This is a genomic window from Phenylobacterium sp. (assembly GCF_030681155.1).
GTDB lineage: Bacteria > Pseudomonadota > Alphaproteobacteria > Caulobacterales > Caulobacteraceae > Phenylobacterium.
The window spans coordinates 79,042-98,435 of record NZ_JAUXXE010000049.1 but is presented as its reverse complement, the minus strand read 5'-3'; the positions used below and the strand labels follow the sequence as shown (position 1 = coordinate 98,435).

16 protein-coding genes are annotated in these 19,394 nt (G+C 67.3%); 7 read left to right on the top strand and 9 right to left on the bottom strand.

What is annotated here, in order from left to right; all coding sequences use genetic code 11:
- The first annotated feature begins 85 nt into the window (after positions 1-85).
- A complete protein-coding gene (locus Q8M13_RS12575; protein ID WP_305300292.1) occupies positions 86-1,564 on the top strand; it encodes a globin-coupled sensor protein in 1,479 nt (492 codons plus the stop codon).
- Between the two features lie 140 nt (positions 1,565-1,704).
- Here the strand turns inward: Q8M13_RS12575 and Q8M13_RS12570 are convergent, their stop codons facing one another.
- The gene (locus Q8M13_RS12570; RefSeq protein WP_305300291.1) at positions 1,705-2,319 is read right to left on the bottom strand and encodes an HAD family hydrolase; all 615 of its coding nucleotides are present in this window, start codon (positions 2,317-2,319) and stop codon (positions 1,705-1,707) included.
- Positions 2,319-4,997, bottom strand: coding sequence for a DNA mismatch repair protein MutS (gene mutS / locus Q8M13_RS12565; protein ID WP_305300290.1), 2,679 nt, complete (start codon positions 4,995-4,997; stop codon positions 2,319-2,321). The genes Q8M13_RS12570 and mutS overlap by 1 nt, the downstream gene beginning before the upstream one ends.
- 107 nt (positions 4,998-5,104) lie before the next feature.
- Here mutS and Q8M13_RS12560 point away from each other — a divergent pair, with 107 nt between their 5' ends.
- Entirely contained in the window at positions 5,105-5,635 is a 531-nt protein-coding gene (locus Q8M13_RS12560) for a GNAT family N-acetyltransferase (protein ID WP_305300289.1), read from the top strand.
- 15 nt (positions 5,636-5,650) lie between these two features.
- Here the strand turns inward: Q8M13_RS12560 and Q8M13_RS12555 are convergent, their stop codons facing one another.
- Entirely contained in the window at positions 5,651-6,259 is a 609-nt protein-coding gene (locus tag Q8M13_RS12555) for a TetR/AcrR family transcriptional regulator (protein ID WP_305300288.1), read from the bottom strand.
- A 101-nt stretch (positions 6,260-6,360) separates the two neighbouring features.
- On the opposite strand from Q8M13_RS12555, the gene Q8M13_RS12550 reads away from it, so the two are divergent.
- The gene (locus tag Q8M13_RS12550) at positions 6,361-7,443 is read left to right on the top strand and encodes an MBL fold metallo-hydrolase (RefSeq protein WP_305300287.1); all 1,083 of its coding nucleotides are present in this window, start codon (positions 6,361-6,363) and stop codon (positions 7,441-7,443) included.
- A 27-nt stretch (positions 7,444-7,470) separates the two neighbouring features.
- On the opposite strand, the gene dnaJ is transcribed toward Q8M13_RS12550, so the two are convergent.
- The 3 genes from dnaJ to Q8M13_RS12535 form a co-directional block, all read right to left on the bottom strand.
- Positions 7,471-8,625, bottom strand: a complete 1,155-nt coding sequence (gene dnaJ, locus Q8M13_RS12545; protein ID WP_305300286.1) for a molecular chaperone DnaJ — start codon at positions 8,623-8,625, stop codon at positions 7,471-7,473.
- A 165-nt stretch (positions 8,626-8,790) separates the two neighbouring features.
- A complete protein-coding gene (dnaK, locus tag Q8M13_RS12540; RefSeq protein ID WP_305300285.1) occupies positions 8,791-10,704 on the bottom strand; it encodes a molecular chaperone DnaK in 1,914 nt (637 codons plus the stop codon).
- Positions 10,705-10,899: 195 nt separating this feature from the next.
- On the bottom strand, positions 10,900-11,364 hold the full coding sequence (locus Q8M13_RS12535; RefSeq protein WP_305300284.1) for a hypothetical protein: 465 nt from the start codon (positions 11,362-11,364) through the stop codon (positions 10,900-10,902).
- 46 nt (positions 11,365-11,410) lie between these two features.
- On the opposite strand from Q8M13_RS12535, the gene Q8M13_RS12530 reads away from it, so the two are divergent.
- The gene (locus Q8M13_RS12530) at positions 11,411-12,028 is read left to right on the top strand and encodes an alpha-ketoglutarate-dependent dioxygenase AlkB (protein ID WP_305300283.1); all 618 of its coding nucleotides are present in this window, start codon (positions 11,411-11,413) and stop codon (positions 12,026-12,028) included.
- 6 nt (positions 12,029-12,034) lie between these two features.
- Here Q8M13_RS12530 and Q8M13_RS12525 read toward each other — a convergent pair whose 3' ends face one another.
- Complete coding sequence (locus Q8M13_RS12525; protein ID WP_305300282.1) at positions 12,035-12,415, bottom strand: hypothetical protein; 381 nt, start codon at positions 12,413-12,415, stop codon at positions 12,035-12,037.
- A gap of 166 nt (positions 12,416-12,581) precedes the next feature.
- Between Q8M13_RS12525 and Q8M13_RS12520 the strand changes: the two genes are divergently transcribed.
- Entirely contained in the window at positions 12,582-14,969 is a 2,388-nt protein-coding gene (locus tag Q8M13_RS12520) for a DNA translocase FtsK (RefSeq protein ID WP_305300281.1), read from the top strand.
- An 88-nt stretch (positions 14,970-15,057) separates the two neighbouring features.
- On the opposite strand, the gene Q8M13_RS12515 is transcribed toward Q8M13_RS12520, so the two are convergent.
- Positions 15,058-16,890 carry a phosphoenolpyruvate carboxykinase (GTP) gene (locus Q8M13_RS12515; RefSeq protein WP_305300280.1) on the bottom strand — a complete coding sequence of 611 codons (1,833 nt, stop codon included), beginning with the start codon at positions 16,888-16,890 and terminating at the stop codon, positions 15,058-15,060.
- A gap of 327 nt (positions 16,891-17,217) precedes the next feature.
- Between Q8M13_RS12515 and Q8M13_RS12510 the strand changes: the two genes are divergently transcribed.
- Positions 17,218-17,862: an outer-membrane lipoprotein carrier protein LolA gene (locus Q8M13_RS12510; RefSeq protein ID WP_305300279.1), complete on the top strand. Its 645-nt coding sequence runs from the start codon at positions 17,218-17,220 to the stop codon at positions 17,860-17,862.
- A gap of 211 nt (positions 17,863-18,073) precedes the next feature.
- Entirely contained in the window at positions 18,074-18,880 is an 807-nt protein-coding gene (xth, locus tag Q8M13_RS12505) for an exodeoxyribonuclease III (protein ID WP_305300278.1), read from the top strand.
- Positions 18,881-18,922: 42 nt separating this feature from the next.
- On the opposite strand, the gene Q8M13_RS12500 is transcribed toward xth, so the two are convergent.
- Positions 18,923-19,384 carry a hypothetical protein gene (locus Q8M13_RS12500; RefSeq protein ID WP_305300277.1) on the bottom strand — a complete coding sequence of 154 codons (462 nt, stop codon included), beginning with the start codon at positions 19,382-19,384 and terminating at the stop codon, positions 18,923-18,925.
- Positions 19,385-19,394: the final 10 nt, after the last annotated feature.

The window sequence follows — 19,394 nt, the reverse complement described above, 5'->3', positions numbered from 1 at the left end:
CTCCTTACCCATCCTTAACCGCGAAGGTTCAGGAGGACGTCGCAAGATGTTGATGCGTGAGTGTTGCGCGGTTGTGGAGCGAGTGATGACTGGGAACGGCTTGGACGGACGCCTGGAATTCATGCAGGTGACCGCGGAGACCCGCAAAACCCTGCGTTCGGCGCAACCGCTGATCTCAGAGAACCTGCCGGCCGCGCTCGATCACTTCTACGCCCAAGTCCGAAAGACCCCCGAGACGCGGACCCACTTCCGCGACGACGGCCACATCACCAAGGCCCACAACGCCCAGCTCCGCCATTGGCAGGGCATCGCGTCCGGCGAGTTCTCGGCCGACTACGCCAAGGCCGTCCAGACCATCGGCGGCATTCACGCCCGCATCGGACTGGAGCCGCGCTGGTACATCGGCGGCTACGCCCTGGTGCTGGAGCAACTGATCCGCTCGGTCATGACTGAGCGCTCGCCTGGCGTGTTCGGGGGCAAGGCGAAGAACGCCGAGACCGCCGACATCATCACCGCGCTCATCAAGGGCGCCATGCTCGACATGAGCCTGGTGCTCGACGCCTATTTCGAAGCCGCCGAAGCCGAGCGCCATAAGGCCGAGGCCGAACGCGCCGCCGCCGCCGCTGAACAGGCGCGCGTGGTCCAAACCCTGGCCCAAGCGCTTTCGGGCCTGGCGAAGGGCGACCTGACCGCGCGCATCGAGCGAGAACTGACCGGCGACTACGCCCAGCTCCGCGACGACTTCAACGGTGCGGTCGGCGAACTGCACGGCACAATCGCCGCGGTGGTGCGGGCGGTGTCCTCCATGACTTCCACGGTCGGCCAACTGAAGACGTCCGGCGACGACCTCGCGCGCCGCACCGAAAACCAAGCCGCCTCGCTGGAACAGACCGCCGCCGCCGTCGATGAGATCACCGTGACCGTCCGCCGCTCAGCTGAAACCGCGCGGCAAACCTCGGGCGCCGTCGCCGACGCCCGTCAGGAAGCCGAACAGAGCGCCCCCGTGGTCGAGGCCGCGATCGCCGCCATGGGCCAGATCGAAGGCTCCTCCAACAAGATCAGCCAGATCATCGGGGTGATCGACGAGATCGCCTTCCAGACCAACCTGCTGGCCCTGAACGCCGGGGTCGAGGCCGCCCGCGCTGGCGAAGCCGGCCGTGGCTTTGCGGTCGTCGCCTCCGAGGTCCGGGCCCTGGCCCAGCGCGCCGCGGACGCGGCCCGTGAGATCAAGGGTCTGATCACCGACTCCAGCAGCCAGGTCGCCCAAGGCGTCGAACTCGTGGGCCAGACCGGGCAGGCGCTGAACCGCATCGTCGGACGGGTTAGCGAAGTCCACGGGCTGGTCGGCGACATCTCCACCTCGACCCAGGAACAGGCCATCGGTCTTGGCCAGGTGAACACCGCGGTCAACGAAATGGACCGCGTCACCCAGCAGAACGCCGGCATGGTGCTGGAAACCGCCAACGCCGCGGCGGACCTCGCCCGCCAGGCCGAAACCCTCACCGACCTGATCGGTCGCTTCCGCTTGGCCGAGGGCGCCATCGCTCGGCGTCGGGCGGCTTAACGCCACCCCTAAAGATCGTCATGGCCGGCCTCTTGAGCCGGCCATCCATAGACTCCGCGGTCGGAGATCTATCTGGACGGTTCGTGTTTATGGATCACCGGGACAAGCCCGGTGATGACGATACGTGCGTAGATAACCGCTCAGACCCCGGCCTTCGCCATCAGGGCGGCCAACCGCTCCTGCCCCGTCCAGACCGCCGCCGCCCAGCCGCAGGCCTGGGCGGCTTGCACATTGGCGGCCTTGTCGTCGATGAAGAACAGCTCGCTGGGCGCAAAGCCGGTGCGCGCCTCGATCTCGCGATAGAACTCCAAGGCCGGCTTGGCGTGGCCGAGCGCGGCGGCGTAGTGGATCGCGTCGAAACGGTCCTTCAGCGCCATCTTGGTCCAGAGATAATCGGCGCGCTCGTGCTCCTGCACGGTCGCCAGGTGAAGTTCGATCCCGCGCGCACGAACCGCCGCCAACTGCTCCAGCAGGTCGTGATCGAGATGACCATCCTGCTCGAACCAGTAGTTGGCCAAGGCCTGGGAGGTGACGTGCGGGGCGATCTGCGCCAGCACCGGACCGAGCCGGTCGTGCAGGCGAGCGCGGCCATGAATTATGTCGCCGAAGTGCGGCGCGAAGAACGCGTCCTGAAGGGCCTGTGGCGAGAGCCCGAGGTCGGCTTCCATATTCGCCGACCAACCCTTCGGATCGGCGTGGGTGACGATCACCCCGTCGACATCGACCATCAGGGCCTTCAGGGCCTTCAGGGCCACTAGAGCATTTCCTTCAGGCGATAGAGCGCGGCCATCGCCTCGCGCGGGCTCATGCTGTCGGCGTCGAGCGCGCGCAGCGCCTCCTCGACCTGGCTTGACCCCTTGTGCTCGGGCTCGGCGACCGAGGCGGCGAACAGCGGCAGGCCGTCGAGATGGGCCGGCGCGCCGGCCTCCCGCTCCAGCCGGTCCAGCACCTCGCGGGCGCGCACCACCACGGCGGGCGGAACCCCGGCCAGCTTGGCCACCTGCACGCCGTAGGAGCGGTCGGCGGGGCCGGGCCCGGCCTCATGCAGGAAGATCAGGTCGCCGTTCCACTCCTTGGCCTTGAGCGACAGGTTGGCGACGTGGGCCAGCCGATCCTCGAGCACGGCGAGCTCGTGATAGTGGGTGGCGAACAGGCCCCGGCAGCGGTTCGTCTCGTGCAGCGCCTCGGCGCAGGCCCAGGCGATGGCCAGGCCGTCATAGGTCGCCGTGCCCCGCCCGATCTCATCGAGGATCACCAGCGAGCGCGGCGTCGCCTGGGTAAGGATGGCGGCGGTCTCGACCATTTCGGCCATGAAGGTCGAGCGACCCCGCGCCAGATCATCCCCCGCCCCAACGCGGCTGAACAGCCGGTCGACCACGCCGAGACGCAATGACTTGGCCGGGACATAGCAGCCGGCCTGGGCCAGCACCGCCAGCAGGGCGTTCTGACGCAGGAAGGTCGACTTACCGGCCATGTTCGGGCCAGTGACGATCGAGAGCCGCGCGCCGGCTACGCCCGCGCCATCGAGGCGGCAATCATTGGGGGTGAAGGGATCGCCGGCCCGCTTGACCGCGGCCTCGACCACCGGATGGCGCGCGGCCTGCGCTTCAAAGGCGGTGGAGCGGTCGATCACCGGCCGGCTGGCGCCCACATCGTCGGCCCATTCGGCCAGGCCGGCGGCGACGTCGAGGCGCGATGCGCCCTCGGCCGCGGCCTGGATCGCGGTCGCGACGCCAATCGCGGCCTCGCGCCAGGCTTCGAAGGTGGCGACCTCCATGGCCAGGGCCCGCTCGGCCGCCTGGGCGATGCGGGCGTCCAGCTCGGCCAGCTCCACGGTGGTGAAACGCACCTGATTGGCCAGGGTCTGGCGGTGGATGAAGGCGCCATTGAGCGGAGGCGTCATGAGCGGCTCGGCCGCCTTGGCGGAGGTCTCGACGAAATAACCCAGCACCGCATTGTGCTTGATCTTCAGCGCCACGCCGCTTTCAGCGACCAACCGGGCCTCGAGCTGCAGGATCACTTTGCGGCTGTCGTCACGCAGGGCGCGGGCCTGATCCAGCTCCGCACGGACGCCGGCGGCGACATAGCCGCCGTCACGAGCTTGGGCCGGCAGGTCCTGTCCCAAGCCCTCAGCCAACATGCGGCGGAACTCGGCCAGGCCGGGATCGCCGAGCGGGTGAAGCCCGGCCAGCGCGCCGGCGATCTCGCCCGGCGGCGGCGGATCGAGCGGCGCAGGATGGGAGAACAGCTGCGACAGAGTTTCGCCGCCAGCCAGGCCGTCGCGTAGGCAGCCGAGGTCGCGCGGACCGCCACGGCCCAGCGCCAGGCGCGACAAGGCGCGGGCCATGTCGCCCATGCCGCGCAAGGTTTCGCGCAGCTTCTGACGTAGCGGCCGGCGCTCGCAGAACCACTCCACCGCGTCGAGCCGCGCATTGATGGCGGCCGGATCGAGCAGCGGCCGCGCCAGTCGCGCCGACAGCAGCCGCGCGCCGGGCGCGGTGATGGTGCGGTCGATGGCGCCCAGCAGCGAGCCGTCACGCGAGCCCGAAGTGCTTTTCTCGATCTCCAGGCTGGAGCGGGTGGCGGGGTCGATCGACATCACGTCGGCCTCACCCGCCCGGCGCGGCGCCGTCAGGGCCGGCAGTCGCCCGGCCTGGGTGGTTTCCAGGTGCGCGGCGATCAGGCCCAGGGCCGAAATTTCAGCGCCGGTGAGTTCGCCGAAACCGTCGAGTGTCTCGACCCCGTAGAGCCGCTTCAGACGCGCCTCCGACGCCGAAGGCTCGGCCAGGGCCGAAGCCATGGGCTGGATCAATCCGCTGACGGTCTTGAAGGTCTCGGACAGGGTCTCGTCGGCGAACAGCCGGTCAGGCACCAGCGTCTCGGAGGGGCCAAGCGCGGCCAAGGCCGAGGCCAGGCCGTCGCGCGACAGCGCCATGCACTCGACCTCGCCAGTCGATAGCTCGACGGTGGCGACAGCGGCCGCGCCGGCCCGCACGGCCACGGCCGCCAGGCGGTTGGAGCCTCGGGCGTCCAGCAGGCCGTCTTCGGTCAGGGTGCCCGGCGTCACCACCCGGACGACGTCGCGACGCACCACCGACTTGTAACCGCGCTTCTTGGCCTCGGCCGGGTCTTCCATCTGCTCGCAGAGCGCGACCTTGAAGCCTGCGCGAACCAGCTTGGCCAGATAGGCTTCGGCCGCATGCACCGGCACGCCGCACATCGGGATCGGCGCCCCGCCGTGGTTGCCCCGCGCGGTCAGGGTGATGCTGAGCGCCGCCGCCGCCTTCTCGGCGTCCTCGAAGAACAGCTCGTAGAAATCTCCCATGCGGAAGAACACCAGCGCGTCGGGCTGGCGGGCCTTGGCCTCGAAAAACTGGGCCATGACCGGCGTGGCGCCGGCGGGATCGGGGAGCGTGGGAGACGGGGCGTTCATGAGTGGGCCGAAGCTAACGGCGCCCGCGCCCGGCGTCAGCCCCCATTGGAGCCGCAGCCCCTTGAACAGCGCCTTCCGGCGCCCAAGTATCGATTCAGGAGCGTCCGTTGCAGCACGTCATCTTCCCCGCCGGACCAGGCGACGCCGAGGATCTCGCGCGCGTGCACATCCAGTCGTGGCGAGAGACCTATCAAGGCCTGCTGCCGGACTCGTTCCTCAGCCGCATGACAGTCCCGGTCTATGCGCGCCGCTTCGCCGCCAGCCTGATCAGGCCAGGTGAAAAGGAAGCCACCCTGATCGCCGCCGACCGCTCAGGGCTGGTGGGCTACGCCGCAGGCGGCCCGTCCCGGTCCAAGCGGGCGGGCGAGGCCGAGGTCACCACGCTCTATGTGCTGCGCACCGCGCAGGGCTACGGACTGGGGCGGCGATTGCTGTGCGACATCGCCCGCGTCTTCGCGGCGAACGAAGCCACCTCGCTGATGCTCTCGGTCCTGCGTGACAACATCCCGGCCCGCGGGTTTTACGAACATCTGGGCGGCCAGGCCGAGGCCCCTCGGCGCGAGCCCGGCCCCGGCGGCGTCACCTACGAGGTCAGCTATCGCTGGCCCGACATCCGGGTGCTGACCAAGACCGCCTGACGCGGTCTCGCCTCTTCAGGGATTGAGCGTGCTGGCGATCAGGGCCCGGGCCATCCGTCGCATCACCCGCTCGGCGACCTCGCGCGACAGCCCCTGATCGTCCCGCAGGCGCCGCCATGCGTCGAAGCTGAGCGCCAGGTCGAGCGCCGAGGCCAGGTCCACATCGTCGGGCAACAGGCCATCGAGGTGGCCAAGCAGTAGGGCCCGCTGAGCGACGATGAACAACCGGTGGGTTTCCTGCAGTTCCGAAGACCGCGCCCGGTGCATGTCGGCGAAGGCCTTGGGCCGCGCCATTTCTTCGAAGATCTGCGCGCGGCGCCCGACCAGGAGATCGAGCCGCTCGGCCAGAGCACCGGTGACGGGCTCGGCCAGGATCGGGGCCAGCCGCTCGGCCATGGTCCTCTGGAGACCCCGGTAGAGGCCGTCGACGTCGCTGAACAGGCGAAAGACTGTCCGCACCCCGACGCCGGCCTTGGCCGCCACGGCTTCGGCGGAGGGCTGGGTCTCGCCCTCCTGCAACAGGTCGATCATCGCCTCAAGGATGCGGGCGCGACTGGCGACCGTGCGGGCGCGGCGGCCATCGACGGGCGGGGCGAGCGTTTCAGCGTCCAGGTGCGCGGTCATCGCCCTCTGGATAGCCCGTGGCGCAGGCCAACGCATGCGATTTGACGCGAGCCTCAATATAATGGCACTTATCATGCCAATATATTCCCTCGGAGGATGCGATGGCTGCCAATCGGACGCGGCGTTTAGCTTGGCTGGCGGGCGGGGCTTGCCTCGTGGCGATCCTCGGCGGGCTCTATCTGACGCGGGGCGAGATCGCCCTGGCCGTCACGACCCGCGTCGCCGACAAGGCGATGGCGACCAACCTGACGAAGGAACTGCCTGACGGGCTGCATGCCGTGGTCTGCGGCTCCGGATCACCGCTCGCCGACACGACCCGGGCGGGGCCGTGCCTGACGGTGGTCGCCGGGCGCCGGGTGTTCGTCGTCGACGCCGGCGAAGGATCGGCCGAGGTCCTCAACAGCGTCGGCCTGTCGCCCGGCCTGGTCGAGGCGGTGTTCCTGACCCACTTCCACTCCGACCACATCGACGGCCTGGGCGCCCTGGCGATGCAGCGGTGGGTGTCCGGCGCAGCGCTGGCGCCCCTTCCCCTCCATGGCCCACCCGGCGTGGAGAGCATCGCGGCGGGTTTCAACGAAGCTTATCGCCAGGATTCCACCTACCGTGTCGCCCATCATGGAGCCGAAACCGTTCCGCCAAGCGGCTTTGGCCTGACCGCGCAGCCGTTCGCCGAGCCCGGTCCTGATGGAAAAGTGGTCTTCGAAGACGGCGGGGTGAAGATCACCGCCTTCGCGGTCGACCACAGCCCGGTCCACCCGGCCGTAGGTTATCGCTTCGACTACAAGGGTCGCAGCCTCGTGGTCTCCGGCGACACGGCGAAGAACGCGGCGGTGGAGAAGAACGCGCGCGGCGCCGACCTGCTCGTGCATGAGGCGCTCTCGCCGCGGCTGGTCGCCATCCTGCGCGAGGCTGCGCAAAAGGCCGATCGGCCCAATGTCGCCAAGCTGATGGCCGACATCCCCGACTATCACGCGACTCCGCAGGACGCCGCGCGAACGGCGCAGACCGCAAAGGTCGGGGCGTTGATGCTGACGCACATGGTTCCGCCGCTGCGGATGCGGGCGCTAGAGGGACCGTTCCTCGGGAACGCCCGCCGCATCTTCGATGGGCCGCTTTGGGTGGCGCGCGACGGCGACGTGGTGTCCCTGCCGGCCGGCGGCAAAGACATCGACCTCAAGCGCTAGCGGCGCGACGAAGCGATCGCCGGCGCGTTAGGCGCCGGTGACGTCTTCCCAGAAGCGCTTGGCCTTGCCGATGAAGTTGGCCGACTTCGGATGCTGCTGTTCGCCGCAGATGTCGGAGAACTCGCGCATCAGCTCCTTTTGACGCGCGGTCAGCTTGGTCGGGGTCTCGACGAACAGTTCAACCACCAGGTCGCCACGTTCACGCGAGCGCAGAGAAGGCATGCCACGGCCCTTCAGGCGGACCGTACGGCCGGTCTGGGAGCCTTCCGGCACCTTGACCTCGATCTTGCAGTTTCCGTCGCAGTCATCGCCGCCCATCAGGCACGGCGCCTCGATGTCGCCGCCCAAGGCCGCGACCGCCATCGGCACCGGCACGGTGCAGAGCAGGTCCAGACCTTCGCGGTCGAAGAGGTCGTGCGGCCTCACCGACAGGAAAATGTAGAGGTCGCCACGCGGTCCGCCGCGCGCGCCAGCGTCGCCTTCGCCGGCCAGCCGGATCCGGGCTCCGTCGTCGACACCGGCCGGGATGCGGACCTGGAGCGTGCGCTCCTTCCGCAGTTGGCCGTGGCCGTGGCATTCCTGGCAGGGATCGAGCACCAGACGGCCCGAGCCGCCGCAGCGCGGGCAAGCCCGCTCGATCGAGAAGAACCCTTGGCTGGCCCGCACGCGGCCAGCGCCGCCGCAGCTTCCGCAGACCGTAGGGCTGGTTCCGGGCTTAGCGCCCGAACCATCGCAGCTTTCGCAGTTGATCGAGGCCGGGACCGTGATCTCCACCTCGGAGCCGGCATAGGCCTGCTCAAGGGTGATCTCGAGGTCATAACGCAGGTCCTGGCCACGGGCCGGTCCGCTGCGCTGGCGGCCGCGACCACCGAACATGTCGCCGAAGACGTCGCCGAACACCTCGCTGAAGATGTCGTTCACGTCGTGGAACTGGCCGTTGCCACCACCACCGCCGCCCGAACCGTTCACGCCCGCATGACCAAACCGGTCATAGGCGGCCCGCTTCTGGGGGTCGGAGAGGATCGAATAGGCCTCGTTGATTTCCTTGAACCGCCCCTCGGCTTCCTCGCAACCGCCATTGCGGTCGGGGTGATGCTCCATGGCCAGCTTTCGGAATGAAGCTTTCAGCGCGCCGTCGTCAGCGCTCCGCTCCACGCCGAGGATCTCGTAATAATCCCGCATGCTATGTTCAGGCGTTCAAAATTGATCTGAGTATTGAGGTGGGATGATCCCCGCCCAACCGCAAGGCTTGCGCCAGTCGAAGTCGAGCGGAGATTTCCATTTCGGTCGCGCCGCCCATGGCGGCCTTCTCGCAAGAGTTGCCAGAGACCGCCATCGGGCGAAACGTCACGCCGATTTCTTCTTGTCGTCGTCGTCGTCGCCGACTTCCTCGAACTCGGCGTCGACCACGTCATCGTCGGCGCCAGCCGTTTCCGGCTGGTCGTCGGTTCCGCCCTGCTGAGCGGCGTACATCGCCTCGCCGAGCTTCATCGAAGCCTGGATCAGCGTCTGGGTCTTGGCCGAGATCGCGTCGGAGTCTTCGCCTTCAAGAGCCGACTTCAGATCGGCCAAGCCGGTCTCGATGGCTTCCTTGTCGGCGCCAGCGACCTTGTCGCCGTGTTCGGCCAGGGCCTTCTCGGTCGAGTGGACGATGGCTTCGCCTTGGTTCTTGGCTTCAACCAGGGCCTTGCGCTTTTCGTCGTCGGCTTTGTTGGCCTCGGCTTCCTGCACCATCTTGTCGATGTCGGCGTCCGACAGACCGCCATTGGCCTGGATGCGGATCGACTGCTCCTTGGCCGTAGCCTTGTCGCGGGCCGACACGTTCACGATGCCGTTGGCGTCGATGTCGAAGGTGACCTCGACCTGCGGCACGCCGCGCGGAGCCGGCGGAATGCCGACCAGATCGAACTGACCCAGCATCTTGTTGTCGTGCGCCATCGGGCGTTCGCCTTGGAACACGCGGATGGTCACGGCCGACTGGTTGTCGTCAGCGGTCGAGAAGGTCTGCGAACGCTTGGTCGGGATGGTGGTGTTGCGTTCGATCAGCGGAGTGAACACCCCGCCCAGGGTCTCGATGCCGAGCGTCAGCGGCGTGACGTCGAGCAGCAGCACGTCCTTGACGTCGCCTTGCAGAACGCCGGCCTGCACCGCAGCGCCCAGCGCCACGACTTCGTCCGGGTTCACGCCCTTGTGGGGCTCACGACCGAAGAACTCCTTCACGGTGTCCACGACCTTGGGCATGCGGGTCATACCGCCGACCAGGATCACTTCGTCGATGTCGGACTTCTTCAGACCCGCATCCTTCAGCGCCTGCTCGCAGGGGCCGACGGTGCGCGCGATCAGGTCCTCCACCAGGGCTTCGAGCTTGGCGCGCGAAAGCTTGATATTGAGGTGCAGCGGACCCGAGGCGTTCATCGAGATGAAGGGCAGGTTCACTTCGTACTGGGGAACCGACGAGAGTTCCTTCTTGGCCTTCTCGCCTTCTTCCTTCAGTCGCTGAAGGGCCAGCTTGTCGTTCCGCAGATCGACGCTGGTCTCCTTCTTGAACTCATCGGCGAGGTACTCGACGATGCGCATGTCGAAGTCTTCACCGCCGAGGAAGGTGTCGCCGTTGGTCGCCTTCACCTCGAAGACGCCGTCGCCGATCTCCAGGATCGAGACGTCGAAGGTGCCGCCGCCCAGGTCGTAGACGACGATCTTCTTGCCGTCGTTCTTGTCCAGGCCGTAGGCGAGCGCCGCAGCGGTCGGCTCGTTGATGATGCGCAGGACTTCCAGGCCGGCGATCTTGCCGGCGTCCTTGGTCGCCTGACGCTGGGCGTCGTTGAAGTAGGCCGGAACCGTGATGACGGCCTTCTCGACCTTTTCGCCGAGATGCTGCTCAGCAGCTTCCTTCATCTTCTGCAGGATGAAGGCCGAGATCTGCTGGGGCGAATAGTCCTTGCCGTGGGCTTTCACCCAGGCGTCGCCGTTCGGACCCTTTACGATCTCGTAGGGCACCATGTGCCGATCCTTCTCGACCACCGGGTCGGAGAAGCTGCGGCCGATAAGGCGCTTGATGGCGAACAGGGTGTTGGACGGGTTGGTGACAGCCTGGCGCTTGGCCGGCTGGCCGACGAGGCGTTCGCCGTCGTCGAGGATGGCGACAACCGACGGCGTGGTCCGAACGCCTTCGGCGTTCTCGATCACTTTCGGCTGCTTGCCGTCCATGATGGCCACGCACGAATTGGTCGTGCCCAGGTCGATGCCGATGATCTTGCTCATATCGAGTCTTGCTCGCTCCTGAATGGCGGACGCCGGTTGAAGGGCCTTCGAGTGAAGCACCCCGTTTCTTATCGACGTCCCCGGTTCGAATAAGGGCTCGGCCGGTTAACCCACGGGGAAACCGGCGTCGAGTCGCGATATGGGATCACCTGCGGTCCCTGCAAGGGCGCAATGCCCCTATATCTTGCAGGGTCTTCACCCTAGACCTCCCGGCCAAGCTTCTAAAATCCTTGCATAAGCTTGGGTGTCATAGGGCGCAGCCCCACCCCCAGCAGCCAAGTAGGCGTGCTGAACGACCATCGCCTGCTGCTCGATATTGAGTTGCGAAAAATTTCGCCCATCGGCCAGATCGTAGGCATAGGCCGCCTGTCCGTCCCCCGCCTTCAGCTTGGCCAGGGGCAGAAACACCCCCGTCTGAGCCTGCCAGACATGGGTCAATTCGTGGATCAGCACCGAGCGCAGCCATAGCGGGGCGTCGGCGAAATCGGCCATAGCGGAGGTTGAGGGCCAGATGATCAGCCGCCCGTTTGGGACGAAAGGTCGCGGCCAGAAAGGCAGGCTGAAGAGCTTGACCCTGCTGGCGTCCAGCTCGTCGCCGAAGACATCGGCGCACGCCGCACGCTCTCCTGGCGTCAAGGACCGCCACCTCATGGGCGCCATGCGCGGATCGTGAGCAGAGTGGGCCATTGCGCCTATATGAGACCCGATGACCCTTTCGACGACCACAGGATTTCGACTGCTGCCCGGCCGCCTGTCGCCGCAGGCCCAGAGCGAGTTGTTGGCGCAGGTGCTGGCGCGGGTCGAACAAGCGCCCCTGGTCCATCAGGTGACGCCCGGCGGAAAGCCGATGAGCGTGGCCATGACCAGCCTTGGATCCCTGGGTTGGACCACCGACGCCGCCGGCTACCGCTATGAGCCGCGTCATCCGGTCACCGGCCAGGCGTGGCCCGACATTCCACAGGTCCTGCTCGACCTCTGGGCCGAGCTCGCCGATCCTGACGTTCCACCCGACGCCTGCCTGATCAATTTTTATAACGCCGAGGCCAAGATGGGCCTGCATCAGGACCGGGACGAGGCCGACCTCAAGTTTCCGGTGCTGTCGGTTTCACTGGGCGACACCGCCGTCTTCCGCATAGGCGGCGTCAAGCGGTCCGATCCCACCCGATCGATAAAGCTGGCGTCTGGCGACGTCTGCCTGCTGGCGGGCGAGGCGCGGCTATTCCACCACGGCGTCGATCGCATCCTGGCAGGATCCTCGCGGCTGCTCCCGAGCGGCGGCCGCATCAATCTGACCTTGCGCCGGGCGGCGCCGGCCACAGCCTAGCGAAACTCAGTAGGGCGGCTGTTCCGGCGGCGGGGTGAGGCCGTCGATCAGGTCGCCGACTCGGTCTTCATCGGCCGAGGGGACTGCGGGAGCTTTAGGTGCAGGCGTGACCGGCGGCGCGACGGGAACCGGCGTCACCGGCGCAAGCTCTTCGACCTTCTCCTCCGGCTTTTCCTCGACCTTCGGGGGCTCTGGCTCCAGTTCCGACGGCGTGAGCACTAGGTTGTCCAGCGGCTGGGCGTCAGTAGCCTGCAAGGCCGGGCCGCCGGTGGCGCTTTCGCCTGGCAACCGCGCCCGCTCCGGAGCGCCTCGAACGCCGAGCACGAACCCGCCGACAGCGCAGATGGCGAGGATGACGGCGACGACCCGCAGGACGCTTCGAGGCATGGTCCACATGCTGGCGAACCTAGTGTGGGTTTGGACAAACGAAAACTGGATTTCCACCGTCGCCGCTAGGCGTTTCCGAAAACACCTGCCCCAACGTCCGGCTTGGTAAACGCCTCTTAACCCTCGGGCGTCCAAACATGGGATTTGCAGAACTGGGGATCGGGCGATGGCGCGAGTGGCGCGGAAAACGGGTATTGAGCTGGGGCTGCACATTGCGAGCCTCGCCTGGACCCATCCGGCTACAGCGCGGCTGCGCGGCGGGATCATCGCGGCGGCCGGCATCGCCCTGGCTATAGCGCTTGCGACCTACAACGCCTCCGACCCCAGCCTGAACGCCGCCTCGGCGCTGTCGCCTTCCAACCTGCTCGGCGCACCCGGCGCAACCGCGGCCGATGTCGGCATCCAATCCCTGGGGCTCGCGGCAGGCGTCGCGGCCCTGCTGATGGTCGTGTTCGGCCTGGGCCGGGCGACCACGCCCCAGCCTGACCAGAACCGTAAGAAGCTGCGCATCCGCGCCCTGGTCGGAACGCTGGGCGTCCTGGCCCTGGCCGGCCTGCTGGCCGCGCCGCCCGCCCCGGCGGCTTGGCCGCTGGCCAAGGGGCTTGGCGGCTTCTGGGGCGACGGGGTGTTGCACGGCCTGGCCGGCGTCTTTTCCTACGCTCACATTCCGGGCGGCGGCATCTTCGCCGCGACCCTGCTGGCGATCGCTGCGGCGGCCGGCATCGGCTACGCCATCGGCGTGCGCCGCGCCGAACTGCAGGCCAGCATCGACTGGGTCAAGGCGACCTTGCGCCAACAGGCTTCCACCCCGGCGCCAGCGCCGGCCGCCAAACCTACCCGGGCCTCGGTCGCTCGCCGCGCCAAGGCCGCCGAAGCTGCGCCCGTCGCGGCTCGCGCTGCGCCCGAACCGGCGGCCTACGTCCCGCCCGCCGCCTTGGACGACGAGGACGAAAGCTCGCCCAGCGTGGCGATCAAGGCGCCCAAGCCGGCGCCTAAGGAATCCAGCCGCGAGCAGCGCGAGGCCCAGACCACCTTCGACTTCGTCAAGACCAGCGGCTTCGCCCTGCCCGAGCTGGCCATGCTGTCCAAGCCCAAGCCGCGCGCCTCGCAGTTCGACGAAGGCGCCCTGCGCCAGAACGCCCAGTTGCTGGAAAGCGTGCTGGCCGAGTTCGGCGTGCGCGGGAACATCGACCAGATCCGCCCCGGCCCCGTGGTCACCCTCTATGAGCTGGTGCCGGCCGCCGGCGTAAAATCCGCCCGGGTCGTGGCGCTGTCGGACGACATCGCACGCTCGATGTCGGTCGCCGCCTGCCGCGTCTCGGTGGTTCCGGGCCGTAACGCCATCGGTATCGAGCTGCCGAACGCCCGGCGCGAGACGGTCTATCTGCGCGACCTGCTGGCCAGTTCAGAATACGAGCGTTCCACCCAGGCCCTGCCCATGGCGCTGGGCGAAAACATCGGCGGCGAGCCCTATATCGCCGACCTGTCGAAGATGCCTCACCTGCTGATCGCCGGCACCACCGGCTCCGGCAAGTCGGTGGGCGTCAACGCCATGATCCTGTCGATCCTCTACCGCCTGCCGCCAGAGCAGTGCCGGTTCATCATGATCGACCCGAAAATGCTGGAACTGAGCGTCTATGACGGCATCCCGCACCTGCTGGCGCCGGTCGTCACCGACCCGAAGAAGGCCATCGTCGCGCTAAAGTGGACCGTCCGCGAGATGGAAGACCGCTACCGCCTGATGTCGAAGATCGGTGTACGGAACGTGGCCTCCTACAACGAGCGCGCCAAGGAGGCCGCCGCCAAGGGCGAGCACTTCGAGCGCACCGTCCAGACCGGTTTCGATGAAAGCGGCCGGCCGATCTATGAGAGCGAGCGTATCGATCCCAAGCCCATGCCCTATCTGGTCGTGGTGATCGACGAAGTGGCCGACCTGATGCTGGTGGCGGGCAAGGATGTCGAAGGCGCGGTGCAGCGTCTGGCCCAGATGGCGCGGGCGGCCGGCATCCATTTGGTCATGGCGACCCAGCGACCGTCCGTGGACGTCATCACCGGCACCATCAAAGCCAACTTCCCGACCCGGATCAGCTTCCAGGTCACCTCCAAGATCGACAGCCGCACCATCCTGGGCGAGCAGGGCGCCGAACAACTGCTGGGCCAGGGCGACATGCTCTACATGGCCGGCGGCGGCCGGATCACCCGCCTGCACGGCCCGTTCGTCTCCGACGAGGAAGTCGAGGCGGTGGCCAAGTTCCTGCGCACCCAGGGCGAGCCGCAATACCTCGAGGACGTCACCGCCGGCGGTGACGAGGACGGCGAAGACGGCGACTCGTTCGGCGACGAAGGCGGCGGTGGATCGGGCGATGATCTCTACGACCGCGCCGTGGCCGTCGTCACCCGCGACCGCAAGGCCTCGACCAGCTACGTCCAGCGGCGCCTGCAGGTCGGCTACAACCGCGCCGCCTCGCTGATCGAGCGGATGGAACAGGAAGGCGTGGTCAGCCCCGCCAACCACGCTGGCAAGCGCGAAGTCCTGGTCGGCGCCGCGCCTTAGGCGGCCGGCAAGTATCATGAAAATTCCTCTCCCTTGGGAGAGGTTAGGTGAGGAAGCGACGCGCAGCAGCGCATCGCTCCCGCAAACCTTACTCCGCCGCCGCTCGGGCGGCCAGGCGCTGGGTCAGCGCTTCGTATTGGCTCCAGAGTTCGGCCGGCATGCGGTCGCCAAACTTGGCGTAGGCGTCGGGGATCAGGGCGGCCTCCTCGGCCCAGACCTCGGCGTCGACCGAGAGCAGGGTTTCGAGCGCGGCGTCAGTGATCGACAGGCCCGAGAGATCCAGGGCCTCCTTGACCGGCAAGCGGCCGATCGGCGTATCGACCGCTTCAGCCTCGCCTTCCAGACGCTGGACAATCCACTTCAGGACCCGGCTGTTATCGCCGTAGCCCGGCCACAGGAACTTGCCGTCGGGGCCCTTGCGGAACCAGTTCACGAAATAGATGCGCGGCAGCTTGGAGGCGTCGGCCTGGGCCCCGACCTTCAGCCAGTGGCTGAAATAGTCGCCCATGTTGTAGCCGCAGAACGGCAGCATCGCGAACGGGTCGCGGCGCAGCTCGCCCACCTTGTTTTCCGCCGCCGCCGTACCTTCCGAGGCGACGTTGGAAGCCAGGAACACGCCGTGAGCCCAGTCGAAGGCCTCGGTCACCAACGGCACCGCGCTGGCGCGGCGGCCACCGAACAGGATGGCCGAGATCGGCACGCCGGCCGGATCGTCCCACTCGTCGGCGATCACCGGGCACTGGTCGGCTGGAACCGCGAAGCGCGCGTTCGGGTGAGCGGCCGGTTCGCCGGACTCCGGCGTCCAGGGACGGCCCTTCCAGTCGGTAAGACCTTCCGGCGGGGTGTCGGTGAGGCCTTCCCACCAGACGTCGCCATCAGCGGTCAGGGCCACATTGGTGAAGACCGTATTGGCGTGCAGGGCGTCGACCGCGTTCTTGTTGGTCGCGTTGCCCGTGCCCGGCGCCACGCCGAAGAACCCGGCTTCCGGGTTGATCGCATAGAGCCGGCCGTCGTCGCCGAAGCGCATCCAGCAGATGTCGTCGCCGACCGTTTCGGCCTTCCAGCCCGGGATGGTCGGTTGCAGCATCGCCATGTTGGTCTTGCCGCAGGCGCTGGGGAAGGCGGCGGCGACATAGCGAACCTGGCCAGCGGGCGAGGTCAGCTTGAGGATCAGCATGTGCTCGGCCAGCCAACCCTCGTCGCGGGCCATCACGGAGGCGATGCGCAGGGCGTAGCACTTCTTGCCGAGCAGAGCGTTGCCGCCATAGCCCGAGCCGTAGGACCAGATCTCGCGGTCCTCGGGGAAGTGCACGATGTACTTGATTTCGTTGCAGGGCCAGGCGACGTCGGCCTGACCGGCCTCGAGCGGCATGCCGACCGAGTGCAGCGCCGGGACGAAGAAGCCGTCCTCGCCCAGCATGTCGAGCGCGCCCTTGCCCATCCGGGTCATGACCCGCATCGAAATGGCGACATAGGCGCTGTCGGTGATCTCGACGCCGAGGGCGGAGATCTTCGAACCCAGCGGCCCCATGCAGAACGGCACCACATACATGGTGCGCCCGCGCATGGCGCCCTTGAAGAGCTGCTTCAGGTCGGCCCGCATCTCGTTGGGCTCGAGCCAGTTGTTGGTCGGACCGGCGTCGGCCGGGTCCTTTGAGCAGATGAAGGTCCGGCTCTCGACTCGCGCGACGTCGCGGGGATCGGACAGCGCCAGGAAGCTGTTGGGGCGCTTGGCGTCGTTCAGCGGGGTCAGGGTGCCCGCCTTGACCAGCTCGGCGGTCAGAGCATTCCACTCTTCGTCCGACCCATCGCACCAGTGAACCCGGTCTGGCTGAGTCAGCTCCGCGACTTCGCGTACCCAAGCCAGAAGGCCAGCATGTTTCGTCGGAGCCTCGTCGAGACCCGGAATGGCCATGCCCATCAGGCTGCGCCCCTTATGTTACCCACGCGATCATCGCCGGCCTCGGAGGTTCTCTGGGGAACCCGCCCGCCGTCCGGCGGCTCGGTGATATGTACGAAATTTGACGGGCACAAGCTTGGTGCGGCCCGATACCCCGATCCGGGGAAATGACACCGGTGACAATCCATCAACTCGCGCCTCACGATACCGTGGGTGAAAGCACCCGTCATAACCGGCGCCCATGCTCGCCTCCCGACGTGGCGGAACGCAAGCTGCGCCTTGGCCGTTCTTGCGCCCTATTGACGTCAAGCCTGCCCTATAGGCTGCTCGACCAAATTGGAGCACCGAATGACTCGACTGACCCGACGCGCCCTGGCGCTGGGCCTGGCCGCCCTTCCCCTGCCCGCCCTGGCCCAACGCGCGCCGATTGCGCCGCTGTCGGCGGCCGATCGTGCGTTGGTGGATCGCGCGGCGGCCTATCTCCAGGGTCTGACCGAGGCCAAGGGACGCTTCGTTCAGACAGATGCGCGCGGATCGACCACCCAGGGCACGCTCTATCTGAAGCGTCCCGGTAAGGCGCGGTTCGAGTATGACGCTCCGTCCAAGCTGCTGGTGGTCTCAGATGGCGGCAACGTCTCGATCGCCGATGGGCGCTTGAAGACATTCGAGGCCTATCCCCTGATGGCCACGCCGCTGTCGATCTTCCTCGCGCGCCAGATCCGGCTCGACAAGAATATCGTCATCAGCCGCGTCAACCGCATGGCGGACGGCTTCTCGATCACGGCCCGGGACGGAAAGAAGGAGGCCGAGGGTCAGATCACCCTAACCTTCTCCGACAATCCCCTGGCCCTGATCGGCTGGACGGTGACCGACGCCCAGGGCGGATCGACCCGCATCCGGCTGACCAGCCTGACCAAGACCACCGGCTTGGCCCCCTCCCTGTTCGTCCTGAAAGACCCGCGTCCGAAGAACGTGGGTCGCGCCAAATCGTGACACTTTCACAACACGCAATATCCCACGTGATTTCCGTTTGACTTTTTCTTCCGCTCAGTGTCATTAATACAACTACGGGGTTCGCGCGATCGCGAACCTTTCCGTGCCGGAACCTATCCCCTCCCGGCGGCGGCATGAGAGACACACTTTACGCCCGGGCTCTCCAGTGCCCGGGCGTTTCTTTTTGCCCAAACCCCCTTAAGTACGCGCCATGCGCCTTCGCCTCACCACCTGGAACGTCAACTCCGTCCGGCTGCGCGCCGAACAGGTCGCCCGCTTTGTCGATGAGCAGGCGCCCGATGTCCTGTGCCTGCAGGAGATCAAGTGCCAGGAGGCGGAGTTCCCGCGCGCGGCCTTCGAGGCCGTCGGCCTGCCGCACATCAAGATCGCCGGCCAAAAGGGCTGGCATGGAGTGGCGATCGCCTCGCGCTATCCGATCGAGGACGTCGCCCCGCTGAACGTCTGCCGGGAAGGTCACGCCCGCTGCGTGTCGGGCAAGATCGCCGGCGTCGAGGTGCAGAATTTCTATATCCCGGCAGGCGGCGACATTCCGGATCGCCAGGCCAACCCCAAGTTCGATCACAAGCTGGATTTCTACGAGCAGCTGACCGCCGACATGGCCCGCCGCGACCCCAAGGCGCCGCTGGCGATCGTCGGCGACCTGAACGTCGCGCCAGGCGAGTTCGACGTCTGGAGCCACAAGCAGATGTCGAAGATCGTCAGCCATACGCCGGCCGAACTCGAGGCCTTCGCCAACCTGATGGCCAGCGCCAGCTTCACCGACCTGCTGCGCGAAGCCATCCCCGACCCGCAGAAGCTGTTCTCGTGGTGGAGCTACCGCGCCGCCGACTTCCGCAAGTCGAACCGCGGCCTGCGCCTGGACCACATCCTGATCACGCCCGGCCTGCGCGAGGCGGCGTTCCGCACCGGCGCGGCCTGCGCCCGCGTGCATGACGACGTGCGTGAATGGGCCCGCCCCAGCGACCACGCCCCGGTCAGCGCCGACTTCGGCCTCTAGACCAGCCTCGGACGCGCCGTCTCGGACGCTCCTTGGAACCTGTCAGCCCTTGAAGTTCGCAGCCAGCACGCAGCTGGGCACGCCGTCGCGCGTCATCACCGTGGCCGGCTTTCCCGTCCCCGGCGCGAAATAGAACGTTCCTTTGGCCGTCGCGACCGTGAGCACCGAGGGGCCGCTGAACTGGCAGACCGGAATGAATTCGGTGCCGCCCTTTTCAGCGGCGATCACGCTGCAATCGACATGGCCATAGCGCCGCTCATAGCGGATGTCGTTCGTGGTGAAGCCCTGCTTGGCCTTGGCTCCTCGAGCCTCGTATTCCTGACGGGTGAGCACCGGGCACGGCTCGCCGACCAAGGTCTCGGGTCGCACCTCGGCGGTGGAAGCGGCCAGCAGGCCGGCGCGCTTCATGTAGGACGTGACCCCGACCGCGACGCCGCCGACGACAATCGCGCCCACCAGCATCAGGGGGAAGGTCCGGGCCAACCCCCACTTCTTCCTAGCCATCGATTTCCCC

Bases quoted from the DNA above. Each gene is read 5' to 3' on its own strand.
- Q8M13_RS12575 (WP_305300292.1), top strand. From the start codon at position 86: ATGACTGGGAACGGCTTGGACGGACGCCTGGAATTCATGCAGGTGACC.
- mutS (WP_305300290.1), bottom strand. From the start codon at position 4,997: ATGAACGCCCCGTCTCCCACGCTCCCCGATCCCGCCGGCGCCACGCCG.
- Q8M13_RS12555 (WP_305300288.1), bottom strand. From the start codon at position 6,259: ATGACCGCGCACCTGGACGCTGAAACGCTCGCCCCGCCCGTCGATGGC.
- Q8M13_RS12550 (WP_305300287.1), top strand. From the start codon at position 6,361: ATGGCTGCCAATCGGACGCGGCGTTTAGCTTGGCTGGCGGGCGGGGCT.
- dnaJ (WP_305300286.1), bottom strand. From the start codon at position 8,625: ATGCGGGATTATTACGAGATCCTCGGCGTGGAGCGGAGCGCTGACGAC.
- dnaK (WP_305300285.1), bottom strand. From the start codon at position 10,704: ATGAGCAAGATCATCGGCATCGACCTGGGCACGACCAATTCGTGCGTG.
- Q8M13_RS12535 (WP_305300284.1), bottom strand. From the start codon at position 11,364: ATGGCGCCCATGAGGTGGCGGTCCTTGACGCCAGGAGAGCGTGCGGCG.
- Q8M13_RS12530 (WP_305300283.1), top strand. From the start codon at position 11,411: ATGACCCTTTCGACGACCACAGGATTTCGACTGCTGCCCGGCCGCCTG.
- Q8M13_RS12525 (WP_305300282.1), bottom strand. From the start codon at position 12,415: ATGCCTCGAAGCGTCCTGCGGGTCGTCGCCGTCATCCTCGCCATCTGC.
- Q8M13_RS12520 (WP_305300281.1), top strand. From the start codon at position 12,582: ATGGCGCGAGTGGCGCGGAAAACGGGTATTGAGCTGGGGCTGCACATT.
- Q8M13_RS12515 (WP_305300280.1), bottom strand. From the start codon at position 16,890: ATGGGCATGGCCATTCCGGGTCTCGACGAGGCTCCGACGAAACATGCT.
- Q8M13_RS12510 (WP_305300279.1), top strand. From the start codon at position 17,218: ATGACTCGACTGACCCGACGCGCCCTGGCGCTGGGCCTGGCCGCCCTT.
- xth (WP_305300278.1), top strand. From the start codon at position 18,074: ATGCGCCTTCGCCTCACCACCTGGAACGTCAACTCCGTCCGGCTGCGC.
- Q8M13_RS12500 (WP_305300277.1), bottom strand. From the start codon at position 19,384: ATGGCTAGGAAGAAGTGGGGGTTGGCCCGGACCTTCCCCCTGATGCTG.